Source organism: Roseiconus nitratireducens (assembly GCF_008629675.1).
Taxonomy (GTDB): domain Bacteria; phylum Planctomycetota; class Planctomycetia; order Pirellulales; family Pirellulaceae; genus Stieleria; species Stieleria nitratireducens.
Map to the genome: position 1 here is coordinate 566,665 of NZ_VWOX01000001.1, position 15,463 is coordinate 582,127.

Annotated in this window: 8 protein-coding genes; 4 read left to right on the plus strand and 4 right to left on the minus strand. The window is 60.1% G+C overall.

Annotated elements, in window-relative coordinates; all coding sequences use genetic code 11:
- Positions 1–658: 658 nt before the first annotated feature.
- A complete protein-coding gene (locus tag FYK55_RS01865; protein ID WP_150074288.1) occupies positions 659–5,476 on the plus strand; it encodes a dockerin type I domain-containing protein in 4,818 nt (1,605 codons plus the stop codon).
- 321 nt (positions 5,477–5,797) lie between these two features.
- Entirely contained in the window at positions 5,798–6,313 is a 516-nt protein-coding gene (locus FYK55_RS01870; protein ID WP_161604255.1) for a hypothetical protein, read from the plus strand.
- An 82-nt stretch (positions 6,314–6,395) separates the two neighbouring features.
- Here FYK55_RS01870 and FYK55_RS01875 read toward each other — a convergent pair whose 3' ends face one another.
- Positions 6,396–7,424, minus strand: coding sequence for a type II secretion system F family protein (locus tag FYK55_RS01875; RefSeq protein WP_235908348.1), 1,029 nt, complete (start codon positions 7,422–7,424; stop codon positions 6,396–6,398).
- Positions 7,425–7,741: 317 nt separating this feature from the next.
- Positions 7,742–7,993 (minus strand): hypothetical protein, encoded by a 252-nt coding sequence (locus tag FYK55_RS01885; RefSeq protein WP_150074292.1) that lies wholly within the window; start codon positions 7,991–7,993, stop codon positions 7,742–7,744.
- Between the two features lie 374 nt (positions 7,994–8,367).
- On the opposite strand from FYK55_RS01885, the gene FYK55_RS01890 reads away from it, so the two are divergent.
- Positions 8,368–9,102, plus strand: coding sequence for a sensor histidine kinase (locus FYK55_RS01890; RefSeq protein WP_150074615.1), 735 nt, complete (start codon positions 8,368–8,370; stop codon positions 9,100–9,102).
- Positions 9,103–9,144: 42 nt separating this feature from the next.
- Here FYK55_RS01890 and FYK55_RS01895 read toward each other — a convergent pair whose 3' ends face one another.
- A complete protein-coding gene (locus tag FYK55_RS01895; protein WP_150074293.1) occupies positions 9,145–12,405 on the minus strand; it encodes a protein kinase domain-containing protein in 3,261 nt (1,086 codons plus the stop codon).
- Between the two features lie 16 nt (positions 12,406–12,421).
- Entirely contained in the window at positions 12,422–13,747 is a 1,326-nt protein-coding gene (locus FYK55_RS01900) for an AAA family ATPase (RefSeq protein ID WP_150074294.1), read from the minus strand.
- A gap of 316 nt (positions 13,748–14,063) precedes the next feature.
- Here FYK55_RS01900 and FYK55_RS01905 point away from each other — a divergent pair, with 316 nt between their 5' ends.
- Entirely contained in the window at positions 14,064–15,182 is a 1,119-nt protein-coding gene (locus FYK55_RS01905) for an EAL domain-containing protein (RefSeq protein WP_150074295.1), read from the plus strand.
- Positions 15,183–15,463: the final 281 nt, after the last annotated feature.

Here is a 15,463-nt window from a genome sequence, read left to right on the forward strand (position 1 = left end):
CGGTTTTACTGAGGCCACCGGTTTTGCTGAGCCCAACGGTTTTGATGGTTCTGCGGATGGTGCCGAGCGGTGATCGCGTGGAACGCGAAAAGTTCACCGGAGTCGACGGGTGTTGCGTGAGGACAACACGCTGGTTGAACGGACCGTCCGCGTCGGTTTGCCATGTCATCGGGCTGCTCGCTCAATGGAGGCGAATCTTGCCGTAGACGTCTGCTTCGGAAGCTAGTCTTCCGGTTGGCCGTGAGGGGAAAAAACGCCGGCATTTCCTCGTTCGCCATGCGATTTCGGCACGATTCGCGCAGCGGCTCGCACCCGTGTAAATGCGTCCGCTGAGGTGTGCTTTTACCCTACCACAGGCATGGTGGGCAGATTAACGTCTGTGTACATCGATCCATCGGTGACGGCTGGGGCGAGCTTGCGGGTTAGCGGATCCATTTCGCCTGCCGCGGCGTTTTGATCGTCACGGTTTGGAGGGGACGATTCGACCGCGGTGGCGCTCGGCGGGGGACTGCTCAGACGCTGGCACGCCCGCGGTCATCCACCGCGTCAAGCAAAACATAGGTCAAACTTGATGATCCGGCGTCAAGATTTTTTGAAAGCACGTTCTCGAGCGTCGCAACGCAGATCTCAACTGTTTCGTCGGCCACGGGCGGAATCTTTGGAGCGTCGTCGTCTGCTGACGACGTTTTCGTTGGGAGATCTCGGACGAGGTGTGGGAGTTGCCGATGCCGCTACCGGCAGCGGCTTCCTGATGTACAGCCAGGCGAACGTTCAGAGCCGATTCGACCGCAGCCCGATCGGCTGGAACAGCGATCACTTGATTGCGACACGGAATGTGAACGGGCAGTGGCAGTACAACGACAACTTTTACTGGTACGACTTTTCACCGGCCGCCAACGATCGATTGCTGGCGGAATTGAACTTCGATTCCGACACCGCCGAAACGTTGGTCTGCAGCGTCGGTACGATCGATGGCATCAGCCTGGGGTATGCGAATTCCGATTTTGACGTGACGCCCAACCAGGGCGACGGAGAATTCAACCTGGGAGAATTCTTTGTCGAAGGCACGTCCTTCGAAACCAATTATCAATCCTGCGGCGCGCTGGTGTCGATCACGCCGGACACCGGACAGCGCGACCTGGTCACCAGTGCAACCACGCTGACGCTTTCCGGAAAGGCTGCGTTGGGGACACCCCTGAAAGTCCAGGTGGGCCAAACGGTCTACGACGCGGCGTCGGACGATGCATTGTCCTTCGTCGGAGATCGTTGGACGTTGAACATCGGCTCTGCCGCCAACCCGATTGCGGCCGGCACTCAATTGGTAACCGTTTCGGGTGCGGCGGGCGAAGTGTTGGATCAAAGGTCGATCACGATCGATCCGTCGCCGCCGGACGTTGGCATCGAATCGATTACTTTTGACACGCGGGTCAACGGAGATTTCATCACCCGCGATCGGGAATTGTCGATTCACGGGACCTATTCGCAGGCCAGTGATCTGGCGGTATCCGTGGCGGGCGTGGAGTATTCACTCGGATCAAGCTCGCAATTGTCTTCCGACGGCCAGGGTGGTTGGACGCTGGATCTGACCGACTTTCCGCTGCCGATCGGCACCGTCGATGTGACCGCCTCCGCGAGCGTGCCGGGCGGCAGCGTCGCGACGGAGGTGCGGGCGATTGAGATGATTGGCGTTTCGATCGACAGCCTCAGCCAGGATGCCGGGATCGTCGGCGATTTTGTCACCAGCGATACGACAGTCGTGCTGACAGGGACCTACAACGAGATCGCGGATCTGGAAGTCGTCTTTGACGGCACGTCTTACACGCTCGCCTCGAACGAACTGACCCACAACGGCGATCAGTGGACGCTGGATCTTTCCGCGACCGCGCTGCCATTGGGCGAGTACTCGGTCGTGGCAACCAGCATCGACTCGACGGGCAACGAGACCAGCGATAGCCAGGTCGTGAAGATCATCGACGTCTGCGACGTGGCCTTGGAATACGATTTGATCGGGCCCGACGGCCAGCCGATTAGCAGGCTGGGGCATGTCACGATCAATGCGGCGGGGGAAGGCCTGCTCGACATTGATCTGCAGGCTCGAAAGGTGGCCACCAGCCAAGTGTTTTACGTCGACCGCCTGGCACCCGGCGGTGGGAACGGTTTGACGCCTGGAACCGCGTTCCGCGACATCCCCGAGGCATTCAGTGCCATCGATGCGACGGGCACCAACACCGCCGAAATCCGAGTCGCAAGCGGAACGTACACTTGGGGAGACGTCGGCAACGTCGGGTTCCGATTCAACATCATCGGTCAAGGAATCGGCAACACGGTGGTCACGCATCAGGGATTGAATCGTTTTGCGGCACAGCTTCGCGGAAACGAAGCCTACATCGAGGGCATGACGTTTTCCGGCGGTGACATCGCCCTGGACGTCCGTAATTCTGACCGGTTGACCATCGTCGATACCGAATTCACCAATTCGACCCGTTTGGACGGATTGAACGTCTTCGATACGACCGACGTTGTCGTTTATCAATCAATCGCTCGTGACAATGCCGGCGATGGTTTCAGTTACACCAACGCCAACGGCCAACCCATGGAGGTCTTGGAAGCGTTTGTGCTGGCGGCCGACAACGGTCGGGATCTGTTGTGGAACTCTCAAGGCTCCACGGTGCACGAGAGCGTGAAGATCGTTCGTGTCGGGGGAACCTACGAACGCAATCCCACCAACATCACCGATGTCTCCAGCGAGTCGCCGTGGAACGTGGGACTGACGGTCCGCGACGCAATCGTCAACGACCAGACCGGTGAGTACCTGAACATCTTTCATAACCGGCCCGCACCGTTCTGGATCATCGGCGGAGAATACACCCGTGGGATCTATCAACCCACGGTGATTCGTTCCGGCAGCACGGCGCAGTACCGCTACGCGTCGATGTTCCCGACCTTCGTAGGTCAGGAGCACGCGGTCGAGGGAAATCTGGTTGCCGACAACTCTCCCCTGGTGGCTCTGCCCCACGACTGCACCCCGGTCAGCGTCAGCATCGATTCGGTTTCTCCTGACACGGGCGTCGCGGGCGACTTCATCACATCGCAACCGGTCACAACGATCGACGGGACGTTTGCCGGAGAGTCCCTGGTCGTCGAATTGGATGGGGTTCCATACGACGACGCATCCGCCGAGTTGTCCATCAACAACGGCGTCTGGTCTCTGGATGTTTCGGCTTTGTCACTGGTCGAAGGGCAGTACCTTGTTCGGGCGACCGCCAGCACCGGCAATGGTGCGAATGTCGCCGCGACGCAAACGTTGATCATTGATCTGACCGGGCCGGCCGCTCCAACCATTGACGGGGTGTTGCAAGATGACGCGACGCTCGGCGATCTGACGACCGACGATACGTCCCCGATCCTGGTGGGGACCTGGGACAACACGAATCCGTCGTTCAACGTTCGCTTCAACGGTGTGGACTATCTGTTGGGCAGTTCGTCCCTGCTGACCAGCAACTCCGCGGGGAGCTGGCAGCTTGATCTTAGCGGTTCGTCGTTTGCCGCCGGTGACTACGCGATTGAAGCAACGGTGACGGACGTTGCCGGAAACCCGTCGACGCGATTGGCGACACTCTCCATCACAACAACCGGAGGCGACACCGGGGAGATTGTTCCGTTGGGAGATCCCGGCAAGGGCATTCAGGTCGATGACGCCACCGCCGGGCCGGGCTACCTGATGCACAGTCGACGTTCGGTGTTCGAACGGTTCAGCCAGTATCCGCCGGTTGCCGGCGGTGCGGATCAGTTGGTTGCCGTCCGCTATCAGAACGGAATCTGGCAGTACAACGACAACCTGGCCTGGCGCAATTTTCAGCCCGAACCGGGCGATCGATTGATTGCCGCGGTGGAATTCGAGACACGGACCGTCGTCGATCTGGCCGGCGCCTCCGACACCATTGGCGGCATCGAATTGGGCTACGTCAGCGGCGACCTGCAGTTTTTCCAGGACACGTGGAACGAGAAATACAACAAAGGTGAGTACTACGTCAGCGGAACGGAGTACCGCACCGGAACGGTGACCGACCCCGGCGGCGACCCTGGTGGGGATCCGGGTGGAGACCCCGGCGGGGATCCCGGCGGTGACCCTGATCCCGTGGTCATTTATCCCGTTGCGCCCTTGAATCGTGGCGTGGAAGTTTCCGACAAGAACACCGGCAGCGGATTCATGATGTACAGCGCGACGTCGGTGTACGACCGATTCGCCGCCAATTCACCCGAGCCTGACGGGGCCCTCTACCTGATTGTCGTTCGTTTCAACGACGGTGCGTGGCAGTACAACAACAACACCTCCTGGTTCAATTTCACGCCCGCCAGCGGGGACCGATTGATTGCCGACATTCAGTTCGCGACGTCGGAAATCAATTCTCTGCTGGGACAATCGGATGTCTTCGAGGGAATTGATCTCGGCTACGACGACGGCGATTTGCAATTCTTCCCGGATCAGTGGAACGGAAAGTACAACCGTTACGAGTTTGAAGTCACCGGGACCTATTTCAGTGTCACCGCGGAATCGACCAGCGATCCCACGAATCCGGAAGACCCCACGAATCCGGAAGATCCGACGACGCCCGAAGAACCGACCACGACGTTGGTGACCGTCAGCGTTGATCCGCCGGGAAAAGGGTTGGGTGTGGACGACAAGACCACCGGGACCGGGTATTTGATGTACAGCGTGCAATCGGTCCATGAGCGGTTCCCGCTGAATCCGGTTCTGTCGGACAACAGCGACCACTTCCTGGCCGTGCGAAATGAAGGAGGCACGTGGTACTACAACAACAACGTCGACTGGATCGAATTCACGATCACGGACGGCGATCGATTGCTCGCATCGATTGATTACGGGCAGGACACGATTCAGTCGTTGGTCGGCGTTCAGGAGACGGTTTCAGGAGTCGATGCCGGTTACGTTGATGGTGACCTGCAATACTTTGCCAATCAATGGAATGACCGCTACAACTTTGGCGAGTTCCAAGTCACGGGAACGTTCTTCCAGATCGAAGTGGAATCAACCGCGACACTCAGTTCCACTTCGTCGACTCAAACCACGTTCGCCACCTCATCGTCGAGCTTTCAGGAGCCTTTCCAAAACTCGTCGTCACCGTCGGATGTCAACCACGACGGATCGACTTCCCCGTCCGATGCGTTGGCGGTCATCAACCTGCTCGGCGGCAGCGGCGGGGCGTCCGGTGAGTCTGCCGGATCCATCCACGCTTCGTACTCCTATGATGTCTCCGGTGATGGTGAGGTTTCACCGATCGATGCCCTGTGGGTGATCAACATGCTCGGCCGTCAGCAACCGTCCGCCTCGGCGGAATCGGAATCGATCGGTTCGGACTGGCTTTCCGCGCCGGTCGACGGAATTGGCAAAGAAGCTTCGGAAAGGATGACCGATGAAGGCCTCCTGGCGGTGCTCGACGAAGGGTTGTTCTAGGAATGAGCCGCCCTGCTCTTGTGGGGCGATTTAATAGGTCAGGCTTTGCCCGACGACGGATCTGAGCGCATGAATGCACCTTGACGACCGTCGCCAAAGCGCAGCTGCGACGCTTGGTCAAGCTTCGCGGTTTTCAATGGCTGCCGTCCCCAACCGCGCGCCTGGCGGTTTAAAGGCTGGTCGAATGGGGCGATCGCGTGCGAATTGGCACGTTTTTGGGTGTTCCGCGAGCCGCGATCAGAAATCAACTCAATCGGTCTTGCCGCGCGGCGTTGTTTTGGGGAACAACGCGGTTTTCGCTCCCTGGCGAACCTCGATGGCATGAGGCCGAAGAAAATGAAAGTTGCGTTGGTGGTTGTGTTTGTTTCGGTGAGCTTGGTCTCGTTCAAAATGCTCGCCGCGGATCCGCCCGTCAGTCCGATTGAACACGCCGAAGGGGTGCTGATGCGTTCAAAGCTGAAGCGTTCCCAACGCGTATTGGAGGGGCTGGTGCGGGCGGACTTTGCCGCCATCGCCCAGGGGGCTCACGAGATGAAATTGATTAGCGAGGCCGCGGAATGGCCGAGGGCTCGCGATGCGGTGTATGAACACTTCAGTGCCGAGTTTCGTCGCCACTGCAACCAGTTGGAGCAGCTTGCCCAGGAAGGCAATCATCAGGGGGCGACCTTCACGTATCTGCACATGACCAGTTTGTGCGTGGAGTGCCACAACTATGTCCGCGATTCGCTGCGGGTGGCGACGCCGGGCGGCGACGGCGATATCCGCCTGATCCCGTCGGAGTGGCCCGAGGGCGGTAAACCGTCGGTCGACGCCGCTCCCGTGACGCGCCGCCCGTGACACGGCTTTCGGTGACATGCCCTGAGCGGAAGGTTCGATGCCCAAAGCGGCAGCACCGTCCGGTTGGCGGTGGCGTCATCGGTCAGATCTGTTGCAACGCTTCGTTGTAAGCGCCAAAGATCTTCATCGCGAGCCGCAGGATCAAGAAGATCAAGGTCCCGGCCACAATCAGCCAGACGCCGGCAGTGGCCAACCCCGAAAGCGTTCTCATCGCCGATTTCGATTGTTCTTCGTACTCGTCGGCCAAGTGATCGATCGATTCGCTCTCGGTGCCGGATAGTTCGGCGACTTCGACCAAATGCAGAAACGGTTCCGGGAACAGATTCGTGGATTGAAGTCCTTCGGCTAGCGTCGCGCCGCGATCTCGGATCGCGGACTCGAACGCATCGCCTCCACTGCGGTAGTAGTCGCTATCGGTGCTGTCCAGACTCAATCGCACGCTCCGGATCGGGTCCAAACCGGAACCCAACGCCAATGCCAGGGTCCGAGTGAATCGCGACAGCGTGATCGTTTGAAAGGAAGGCCCCAGTTTGGGAATCAGGTAGATCACCGGCAGGATGTTCTGGATCCCGCCAATGTTTCGAGTGAACGCGAAATACATGGCCCAGAGGATGGCAGCGACTGCGGCGATGTAGCCCCAAAACACCAGGACGCCGCTCCCGCCGCGGAGTCCGAATCCCAGCATGTCTTCCATCTGCCCGCCGCCTGCCGGTCTCAGAATCCCCATCAGGTAGATGAACAGGGAAATCACCCCCAGCCCGACCACCAGCTGAATCGAAGGCCAGATGATCGAAGAGACAAATTGACGCCTCAGTTGGACCTGGTGCTCGTAGTGCGTAGCCAGGGTCAAAAAGGTCTTCTCCAATTTGCCGGTGGACTCGCCCACCCGTGTCAGGGAAATCATCAATCGTGGGAAGAAGCGTGGGCGTCGACTCATCGCCTCGCTGATCTCTTCCCCCGCCTTGACTTCTTCGGCGACGTGGCTGAAAGCTTCGCGTTCGCGGGGAGACCCGTGTTTGGACTCGGCCTCGAGCAGCCGCACCACATCGGCTCCGGCGCGCAATCCGGTTCCTAGCCGGCGGCTAAATGACCCCGCGGCGGACAAACTCATTCGCTGAAAAAACATCCTCGGTGCCCGGCATGGTGCGCGCGAAAAAACAGGTCGGCTGATCAAGGTCAACCGTCGGCAACGCATTGTAGCGTCGGATCATCCCGTGAGATCCGGTTGCGAAAATCGCCCGCGTCCCGGTCGACCGCGTCGGCCCGGTTGCCCGCGTCGGCCCGGTTGCCCGCGTCGGCCCGGTTGCCCGCGTCCCGGGGGTGCCAAAGGTAATCGTCTCGAGGGGGCGGGTTGGCAGGTTCGCCAGAGCGTGGACGATGCGGCGGTGCCACCGTCTGGCGACGGTAGCCACATCGAACGTGTGTCCACTAGGCGGCTCGTTGGAGCGAATAATCCTGCAGGGCGTCTTCGATCTGTTGCAATTGTTCGCTGGTCGATGCGGCCAGATCCAGAAACAACACCTTCTTTCCGCCCAGGATGCACCAGTTCGCGTTTTCGCCGTCGAACAATTCAGATCGGACCTCAAACCCCAAAGCCTTGGCCTCGTTCAAGCGTTGCCGCAACCGCTGGGCGACATTCGGCTGTTCCGAGTCGCGTGAACCATCCGATGTTGTTCCCATCGAGGCACTCTTGGGCTTGAGCAGAATCGTTCAGTAAAGAATCGAAAAAGTCGCCCTCGGGGACTTTGACGGTTGTGCGGGGCGGACGCAGCACTGGCAAGCTTTGCCAACCGAGCCATCGCGGGTGTAGCAAAGTTGCTCAAACCGACGATAGGCCAACAGTGAGACGCACCCGCTGTCAGGACGCTGCGACGCGACGGATCGGTCGCTCACCCCAGGAAATCACGGCGTGACACCGTTTCGGTCACCCACCAACGTGCTGAAGGAAATCGATGCATACGTCTGCCAACTCGTCTGATTCCCCCAATTCGTCCGCGAGCATTTCCACGACGAGAAACCGCGTGGGGGAGCTCCCACCGGCGGGTGGCAGCCCGATGGGAGACGATTCGCAAGCCGTCCAGCAACTGAAAATGCAGCTGCGTCGAAGTCAATCGATGGCGGCACTGGGAGAACTGACCAGCACGGCGACGCACGAATTCAATAACGTGTTGATGACCATCATCAACTACGCCAGGCTGGGGATTCGCAATCAGGACGCCGCGACGCGTGACAAAGCGCTCGGGAAGATCCTGGAGGCTTCTGAACGCGCGGCAAAGATCACGGGGACCATCCTGGCCCAGGCCAGGAACCGCAGCGAATCGCTGGAGCCGACCGATCTGGGCGAGATCGTCCGTGACACGTTGGTTCTGCTGGAACGCGAGATGAACAAGTATCGGATCAACGTTGCGACCGAGATCGATCCGGCGACCTCCAAGGTCAACGCCAGCGGCAATCAGATCCAACGGGTGCTATTGAACCTGCTGATCAACGCCCGTCAGGCGATGCCCGATGGGGGCGAATTGACGGTTCGGCTTCGCAACAGCGAGGAGACCGGTTTTGTGGACTTGGTGATTCGCGATAACGGATCCGGAATCCCCGCGGAGACGTTGCCACGAATCTTTGACCCGTTTTTCTCCACCAAAAGCGGACCGGATGATTCCGGTAAAGGCGGGACCGGCTTGGGGCTTGCCGCTTGCAAGGAGATCGTCGACGCGCACCACGGGAAGATCCGCGTCGAAAGTAGCGTCGGCGTGGGAACCGCGTTCACGATTCGGTTGCCGCAGTGTTGATTGCCGCAGCGTTGATTTCCGCAGTGTTGATGTCAGCCAGGCTCAGGGTGGCGAAAGATCCAGGTCGCAACGTGAGATCAACCGCCCGCTGATGCTTCCGTCGTCGCCGGTGATCGAGTCCAGCCAGGAAATCAGCCGGGACACTTCGATCCGCTGCGCCTCGTGAATCAACAACGGCAGCGACGTCGTTGCGACGATGCAGGTGATCCCGGCGCGGGTCGGTTCGTCAAGCTGCGACATCAGACGCTGCTTCTCTGCTTCGCTGCGGCAAACCAGCAAACGACGTTGCTTTCCGCCGCAATCCAGCAGCGAGGGCCTCGCGGCCGCCAACGCGGCCTCCAAGCTGGTGATGATCGTGACCGACGAGGACCAAGAACGCGTGGAACTGACAGACGTCGAGTCGGTGGTCCGTGCGTCGCTGTGGGGCGAGTCCGCGTCGGCATCCGACCCGCTGCGATGCTCCGTCGATCGATGATTCAGTGACGTCGTGTCTTCCGGGCTGGCCGTCGATTCGGATGGGGCAGTTTCAGCCGTCGGTTGCAACAGTTCGCCGGCCACGCCGATGGACGATTCGGTCAGTACATCCAAGACCCGCCGCGACTGTTCTTCGCAGGCCTGCGGTGTTCCATCTTCCAGCGAAGCTGCCAGCAGCGTCAACGCGTGATCGGAGTGCAGCCGTTTGATGGCTGCGGCAAGGCATTGGCGTTTTGCTTGGTCCATCGATCCCCAGCGGGCGGTCGTCCAGCGGGCGCCCTGCTGCTGCCACTTCAACGCCTGCTCCAGGATTGCTGAACCGGCGGCGATCTCATTTTCCAGCCGGCGGAGCTGCTGGGCGAGGAATTTCATTCGCGCGGCTGCCACTTGGTAGGCGACCGGCGAAAGCAGTTGTTCGCCGAGGTCACAGGCGTCACGCAACAGGTTGTGGACGGAGCGTGCCCGACGACGACCCAGCAGTGCGTAACGCGGACCCCCTTCGCTGCGTCGCTGGCACCAAATCTTCTTGACTTGCAGGATTGCCGTTTCACTACTGAGCAGCAATTCTTCGGCGATGTGGCGGAGTTCTTCGCGCAGCAACTCCACGGCGCGACGCGCGGACGCCAGGTCCAATCGGCCGTTGTGCAGCCACAACGTGACTTCATGCTTGATCCGTTGCCGAAAGGTGGACGTCGGGTCGTTCGCGTCACGGGAAACAGCGTTGGCATCCAGGACAGCGGCCAGGTGGCGGCAAATCGCGTCGGCGTCCGCCAGTTGGTCGGAGTCCAACGACTTCAATCCATTCCGCAAACGGCCACGCTGTTGGTCACGTCCCGATCCGAGCGATGCTTCGATCGATTCGACAGTGGCGTCGGCCGCGTTCTGGCATCGTTCCTCCACGTGGTGGACGAAAGCCCGGACCGCGTCGTCGATGTTGGTGTTGTCGCCGATCCATCCGATCAAAACGGATTCACTTGCAACCGACGCCAGCTGTTCAATCTCGCTGTCATCGGAGTCTCCGATGGGCACGATTCCGAGTGATCGAATGCACGGTGGTCCCTGGGATTCCCGCGGGTCGCTCTCCCTGGTTTGTTGAAGCCAGTCGCCGCACAGTGTTGCGTCGGCCCAGACGTAGTTGACCGCGCTTTCGATCACGTTGGTTGCGCCGGGTTGGTCCGACGGGGTGATCAGGTAGGCGTCTCCCAGCGGCGTGCGAGCGGCGGGGACGGCCGGCCATCCGGCTCCCGCGTCACCCGGGTATCCGTTCCCCGGAGCAAGGAAGTGGTTGATTTCCATCAGGCCGGATTTCGTGGTGTGCAGCGCCAGCGGACGCGCCGGATCCCCCTGAAATCGATTTGTCGTCAGCAGCGACAGCACGCATTGGTCCTCCATTCGGGACTCATCGAGCAGGTGCCGCAGCAGGTGCACGACGTCGACGTACATGCCGCTTCCGGATCCCCCGCTGAGCGAGCCGACGACGTAGACCTTGCGGGGCGAGGGGGACTGACCAAGTTCGCTGATCGCGTCGCTCAGCAATTGCAACAACTGCGGTCCGTGATCGACCGCCGCCAATCGACCCAGCGGACGCATTCCACCGGTCGCATGGTTCCTGGGAACGTTGTAGATCCATCGACGAGAAATGGTCTTCAGCCGCGACGTGCCTGAGTCTCGATATTCGCTGGGTTGTCGCAAGGCGGTGTGCAGGACATGGCTCCGCGGTGCTTGAGGCGTCGCCTCGATCATTTCGGCCGATTGAATCGACAAGCGATCGGTGTCAATCAGGACGCTATGGAGAACGAGGGGCGAGTCGGCGCCGAGTTCTTCGACGCGACTTCGCAAGCGGTGCAGGCAATCGGATCCGGTGCCGCCCAGCCCGATCACCAGGGCGTGCGTCTGGTCGACCGACGATTTGGACGGGGCACCCGCGGCCAGATCGGGAAGGTTCTCCACCGGATAGAAGACCGGTTCGGGCGGACGATTGGCGTTCGCCCGATCACGCTCGCGATCGGCACGGTGCGGGTTGAACAGTTTTTCGACAAACTCGGTGCAGCTATGGAACCTCCGATCCGGCGACTTTTCTAACGCCCGCGCGACGCAGGGGCGATCCGAAGGCGGCAGGGGGTTCAAGTTGGGCGCATTGTGAACATGCTGTGTGGCCAGCTGCGCCAGCGAGCGACCGCTGAACGGCCGGGAGCCGGTCAGCAGTTCCTGGAACATGACCGCCAGACTGTATTGGTCGCTGTGCAGACTGGGGCGGCCATCGAACACTTCCGGCGGTGCGTAAATCGGTGTCAGCCCATTGATCAAACTGGACTCCACCTCGCCCAGGTCCTTCAGGAGTCCGAAGTCCGCGACCTTCACGTGTCGACCCACGATCAGCAGGTTGGCCGGTTTGATGTCCAGGTGTTGAAGCTTGTACAACTGGTGCAGGTAGTCCAGCGCGTCGGCGGCGTCGCGGAGGTACCCCAGCAGTTCTTCGCGCGGAATTCCGCAGGAACCGGATTCGCGGTACCGGCGGAAGACGTCGTCCAATGAACCGTCGGCCAGTTCGGTCACGATGACCAGGCGATCTTGAACCAGTTCGAAGCGTTCCAGGGTCAGGATGAACGGATGGTTGACGCGTTTGATCCGTTCCAGCGATTTGAATTCCTGCGTCGCACGTCGTTCATCGTGCTGGCCAAAAACGAACTTGACCGCTTTCTTCAGTCCGCCGGGCGCTTCGGCAAGCCAGACTTCGCCGTAGCCGCCGCGACCGAGCCGCTTTTCCAGGATGTAACCATCGATCGGTTCGTAGCCAGCCTGGATTCTTTGTGATTGGGTTGACGTCATTACCTGAATGCCTCCGCTACAGCCGGCTGAAATAACTGCGGCAGGCACGTTCCAAAAAATCCGGGCGAATCGCCAACGGCTGCTGCCGGTAGCGGCAAAAGCTTTCAACCTGTTTCAGCAGGTCGCGGGGGTGGCAGCGTCGCGGCGGGCGGTCTTGTTGTTCGTAGAAGGCCAGCAGGTACTCGGCGGCTTCCGGCGTGGGGGGAAACCCCATCTGCTCGGCGACGGTCTTCATCAGCTGGCGGTATTCGTCGGGATTGGGATCACCGACGAAGATCTTGTACGGGACGCGTCGCAGGAACGCTTCGTCGACCAAATCGTTGGGATCCAGGTTGGTGGAAAAGATCAGCAGCTGCTCGAAGGGGATCTGAATCTTCTTTCCGGTCGGCAACGTCAGGAAATCACAGTGGCTCTCCAGCGGAACGATCCAGCGATTGAGCAAGGCTTCCGGTTGGATTCGCTGGCGTCCGAAATCGTCGATCAGCAGACACCCGCAATTGCTTTTCATTTGCAACGGTGCTTCGCAGATGTTGCTGCGGGCGTCGTGGCGGACTTCCAGGTTTTCCATCACCAATTCCCCGCCGACCATCACGGTGGGCCGCTGAATACGGATCCATCGCCGGTCCCATTGCTGGGCCTTGAGGATTTTCGATTCCGTTTTGGGGACAGGTGAGGGACGATGGTAGGCGTCGTCCTTCAGCTTGATTAGATTGCCGTCATCGAGGATCGCGTGCGGAATCCACACTTCTTGCCCCAGGCAGTGGGTCAGGCATTTGGCGATCGTCGTTTTGCCGTTGCCCGGCTCGCCGAACAGGAACAGTCCGGTGTTGCTGTTGATCGCCGGACCGAGAGAATCCAGTAAGTCCTCCTGGTACGAGATTCCCGTTAACGCCTGCTGCAACTGTTCATGGGTGACGGCTTCCAATCCGGCCGCTTGCGCCTCCACGCTTAAGACGTAGTCGGACAATGGAACCGGTGCGGGCCCCACGTAGGAACATTGCTTCATCTGGGCGACGGCGCGTTGTTGGCCCAGTTCGGTCAACGAGTAGTAGTAGTCGTTAAACGGAGCCGGGCGGACGTGGGCGATCAGTTTTCGGGTCCGCATCACATCCAGCAGCGGGTCGATCACCTTGAACGGCAGCCCCAATTGCTCGGACAGGTTCCTTCCGCTGAGGGTTCCGATGCTAAGCACCGTCTTAAGCACCAGTCCTTCAACGAAAGAATCGCTGAGCCCCGTTTCAGCAAGATCCTGCGTTTCGGCCGGCCAGAACGTGTCGTCGGTCAACAGGCTGCTGAGCAGTCCGGTATCGACGGCCTGTGTTTCGTGAATCGCAGTGGTCATGACGATTGGGTGAATGATTGGGTTGGCAACGATCTGGCGTGCGGGGCAGAGCCGTCGCGGGCCAGGACGCGTGACGATGAAAGCTAGCTCGCAATTAGCCTGCCGGGTGCCATGCGGGGGGAGACGTTCGGCGGTGAGCTTTCGCCGGCGAACGGGTTGCGGTGACAAAATGTGACACCGGCCGGGTGAGAAAAATCCCCTCCGTATCCGGCGGGGGGGAATTCGCAACCTACATTTCTGTTGGACATCGGATGCGGCGGCGGGCAATCGTCGTGTTCGCGATTCCCCCATCAACGCACGCCATCCCTGATCCATCATGAGCTCGACGGACAACTCGGTCACTGATTCGCTGCCATCCGGCGAAGCGGTCGGCGCCGACGTGTGGTTTCTCTCGGGCGCCTTGCAACCGCGCGATTCTTTGCGCCATTTGGCAATCGACGAACCCCTGTTTACCGTCGGACGCAATTCCGGCAGCTCGTTGCGGCTGCAGTTCAAGACGGTCAGCGGAAACCATGCCGTGCTGTCGCAGCGCGACGGCGGATTGTTCCTGCGCGACCTTAACAGCACCAACGGGACCTATGTCAACGGGGAACGGATTTCCGGCGAGGTCGCGGTCCAGCAGGAAGACTTGATTCACTTCGCCGAAGCTCCGTTTCGCTTGTTGCGTCAGTCACCCACCGCGCAATCGCCAGGGACCATCGCGCGCAACGTCTGTGACGAAGCTCTGGCGCTGGTGCAATTCGACCGAATGATGAGCGAAAAGCTGGTGCGTCCCCACTTTCAGGTCATCGTCGATATTCACACGGGCAACACCGTGGGACATGAAATCCTGGGACGTGGCAGCGTGTTCGGACTGGAATCCGTTTCAGCGATGTTCACGGCCGCCAGTCAGCTGAATCTGGAAATCGAACTGAGCGAATTGTTGCGGTGGGAAGGGATCCGGATCGGACGCGACCTCCCCGGCCGTCCGAAATGTTTCGTCAACACGCACCCGAAGGAGCTGCAGGATCTCCGACGGCTGATCGATTCCCTGAAAGCCGTCCGAGAAATGTCCGGGCAGACGGAGTTGGTGTTGGAGATTCACGAGGCCAGCGTCACCAACGGGGCGGTCATGAAGGAACTGTCCGGGGCGGTCAAAGCATTGGGGATCGAGCTGGCGTTTGACGACTTCGGGGCCGGCCAAGCCAGACTTGGCGAGCTGATCGCCGCAAAACCGGATTACGTCAAATTCGATATTTCGCTCATCCACGGGATCGATCAGGCCGACGCCAGCCGGCAGAGGATGCTGGAGACCCTGGTGAAGATGGTGGAAGAATTGGAGATTCGGGCGCTCGCCGAAGGGATCGAAACCCCCGGCGAAGCGGAAACATGTCGTCGGATGGGGTTTGATCTGGCGCAGGGGTTCCATTTCGGTCGACCGACACCCTTGCGGTGAAGCACTTGCCGGCGTGTCCGCATCTTCTGCTTCTGGCGTGATCCGCCGCGGCGCCCGTTGAAATCAACGTGCAAACGCCCCCGGCCGTCTTCCCGTCGACGCACGTAAATTCTTTGGCGGTCTGATTCTTTGGCGGTCTGTGCGGGTTGTGCGGGATCAACCGCCAGGGACCGCTGGCAACAATTGTGGCGGGGCGGAATGGCAGGAATCATCGTCATGACCTGTCCGATCTAACGGGCGTCGGAACGCCACATCCAAACAAGGCGATTTCGGTTGCTCGT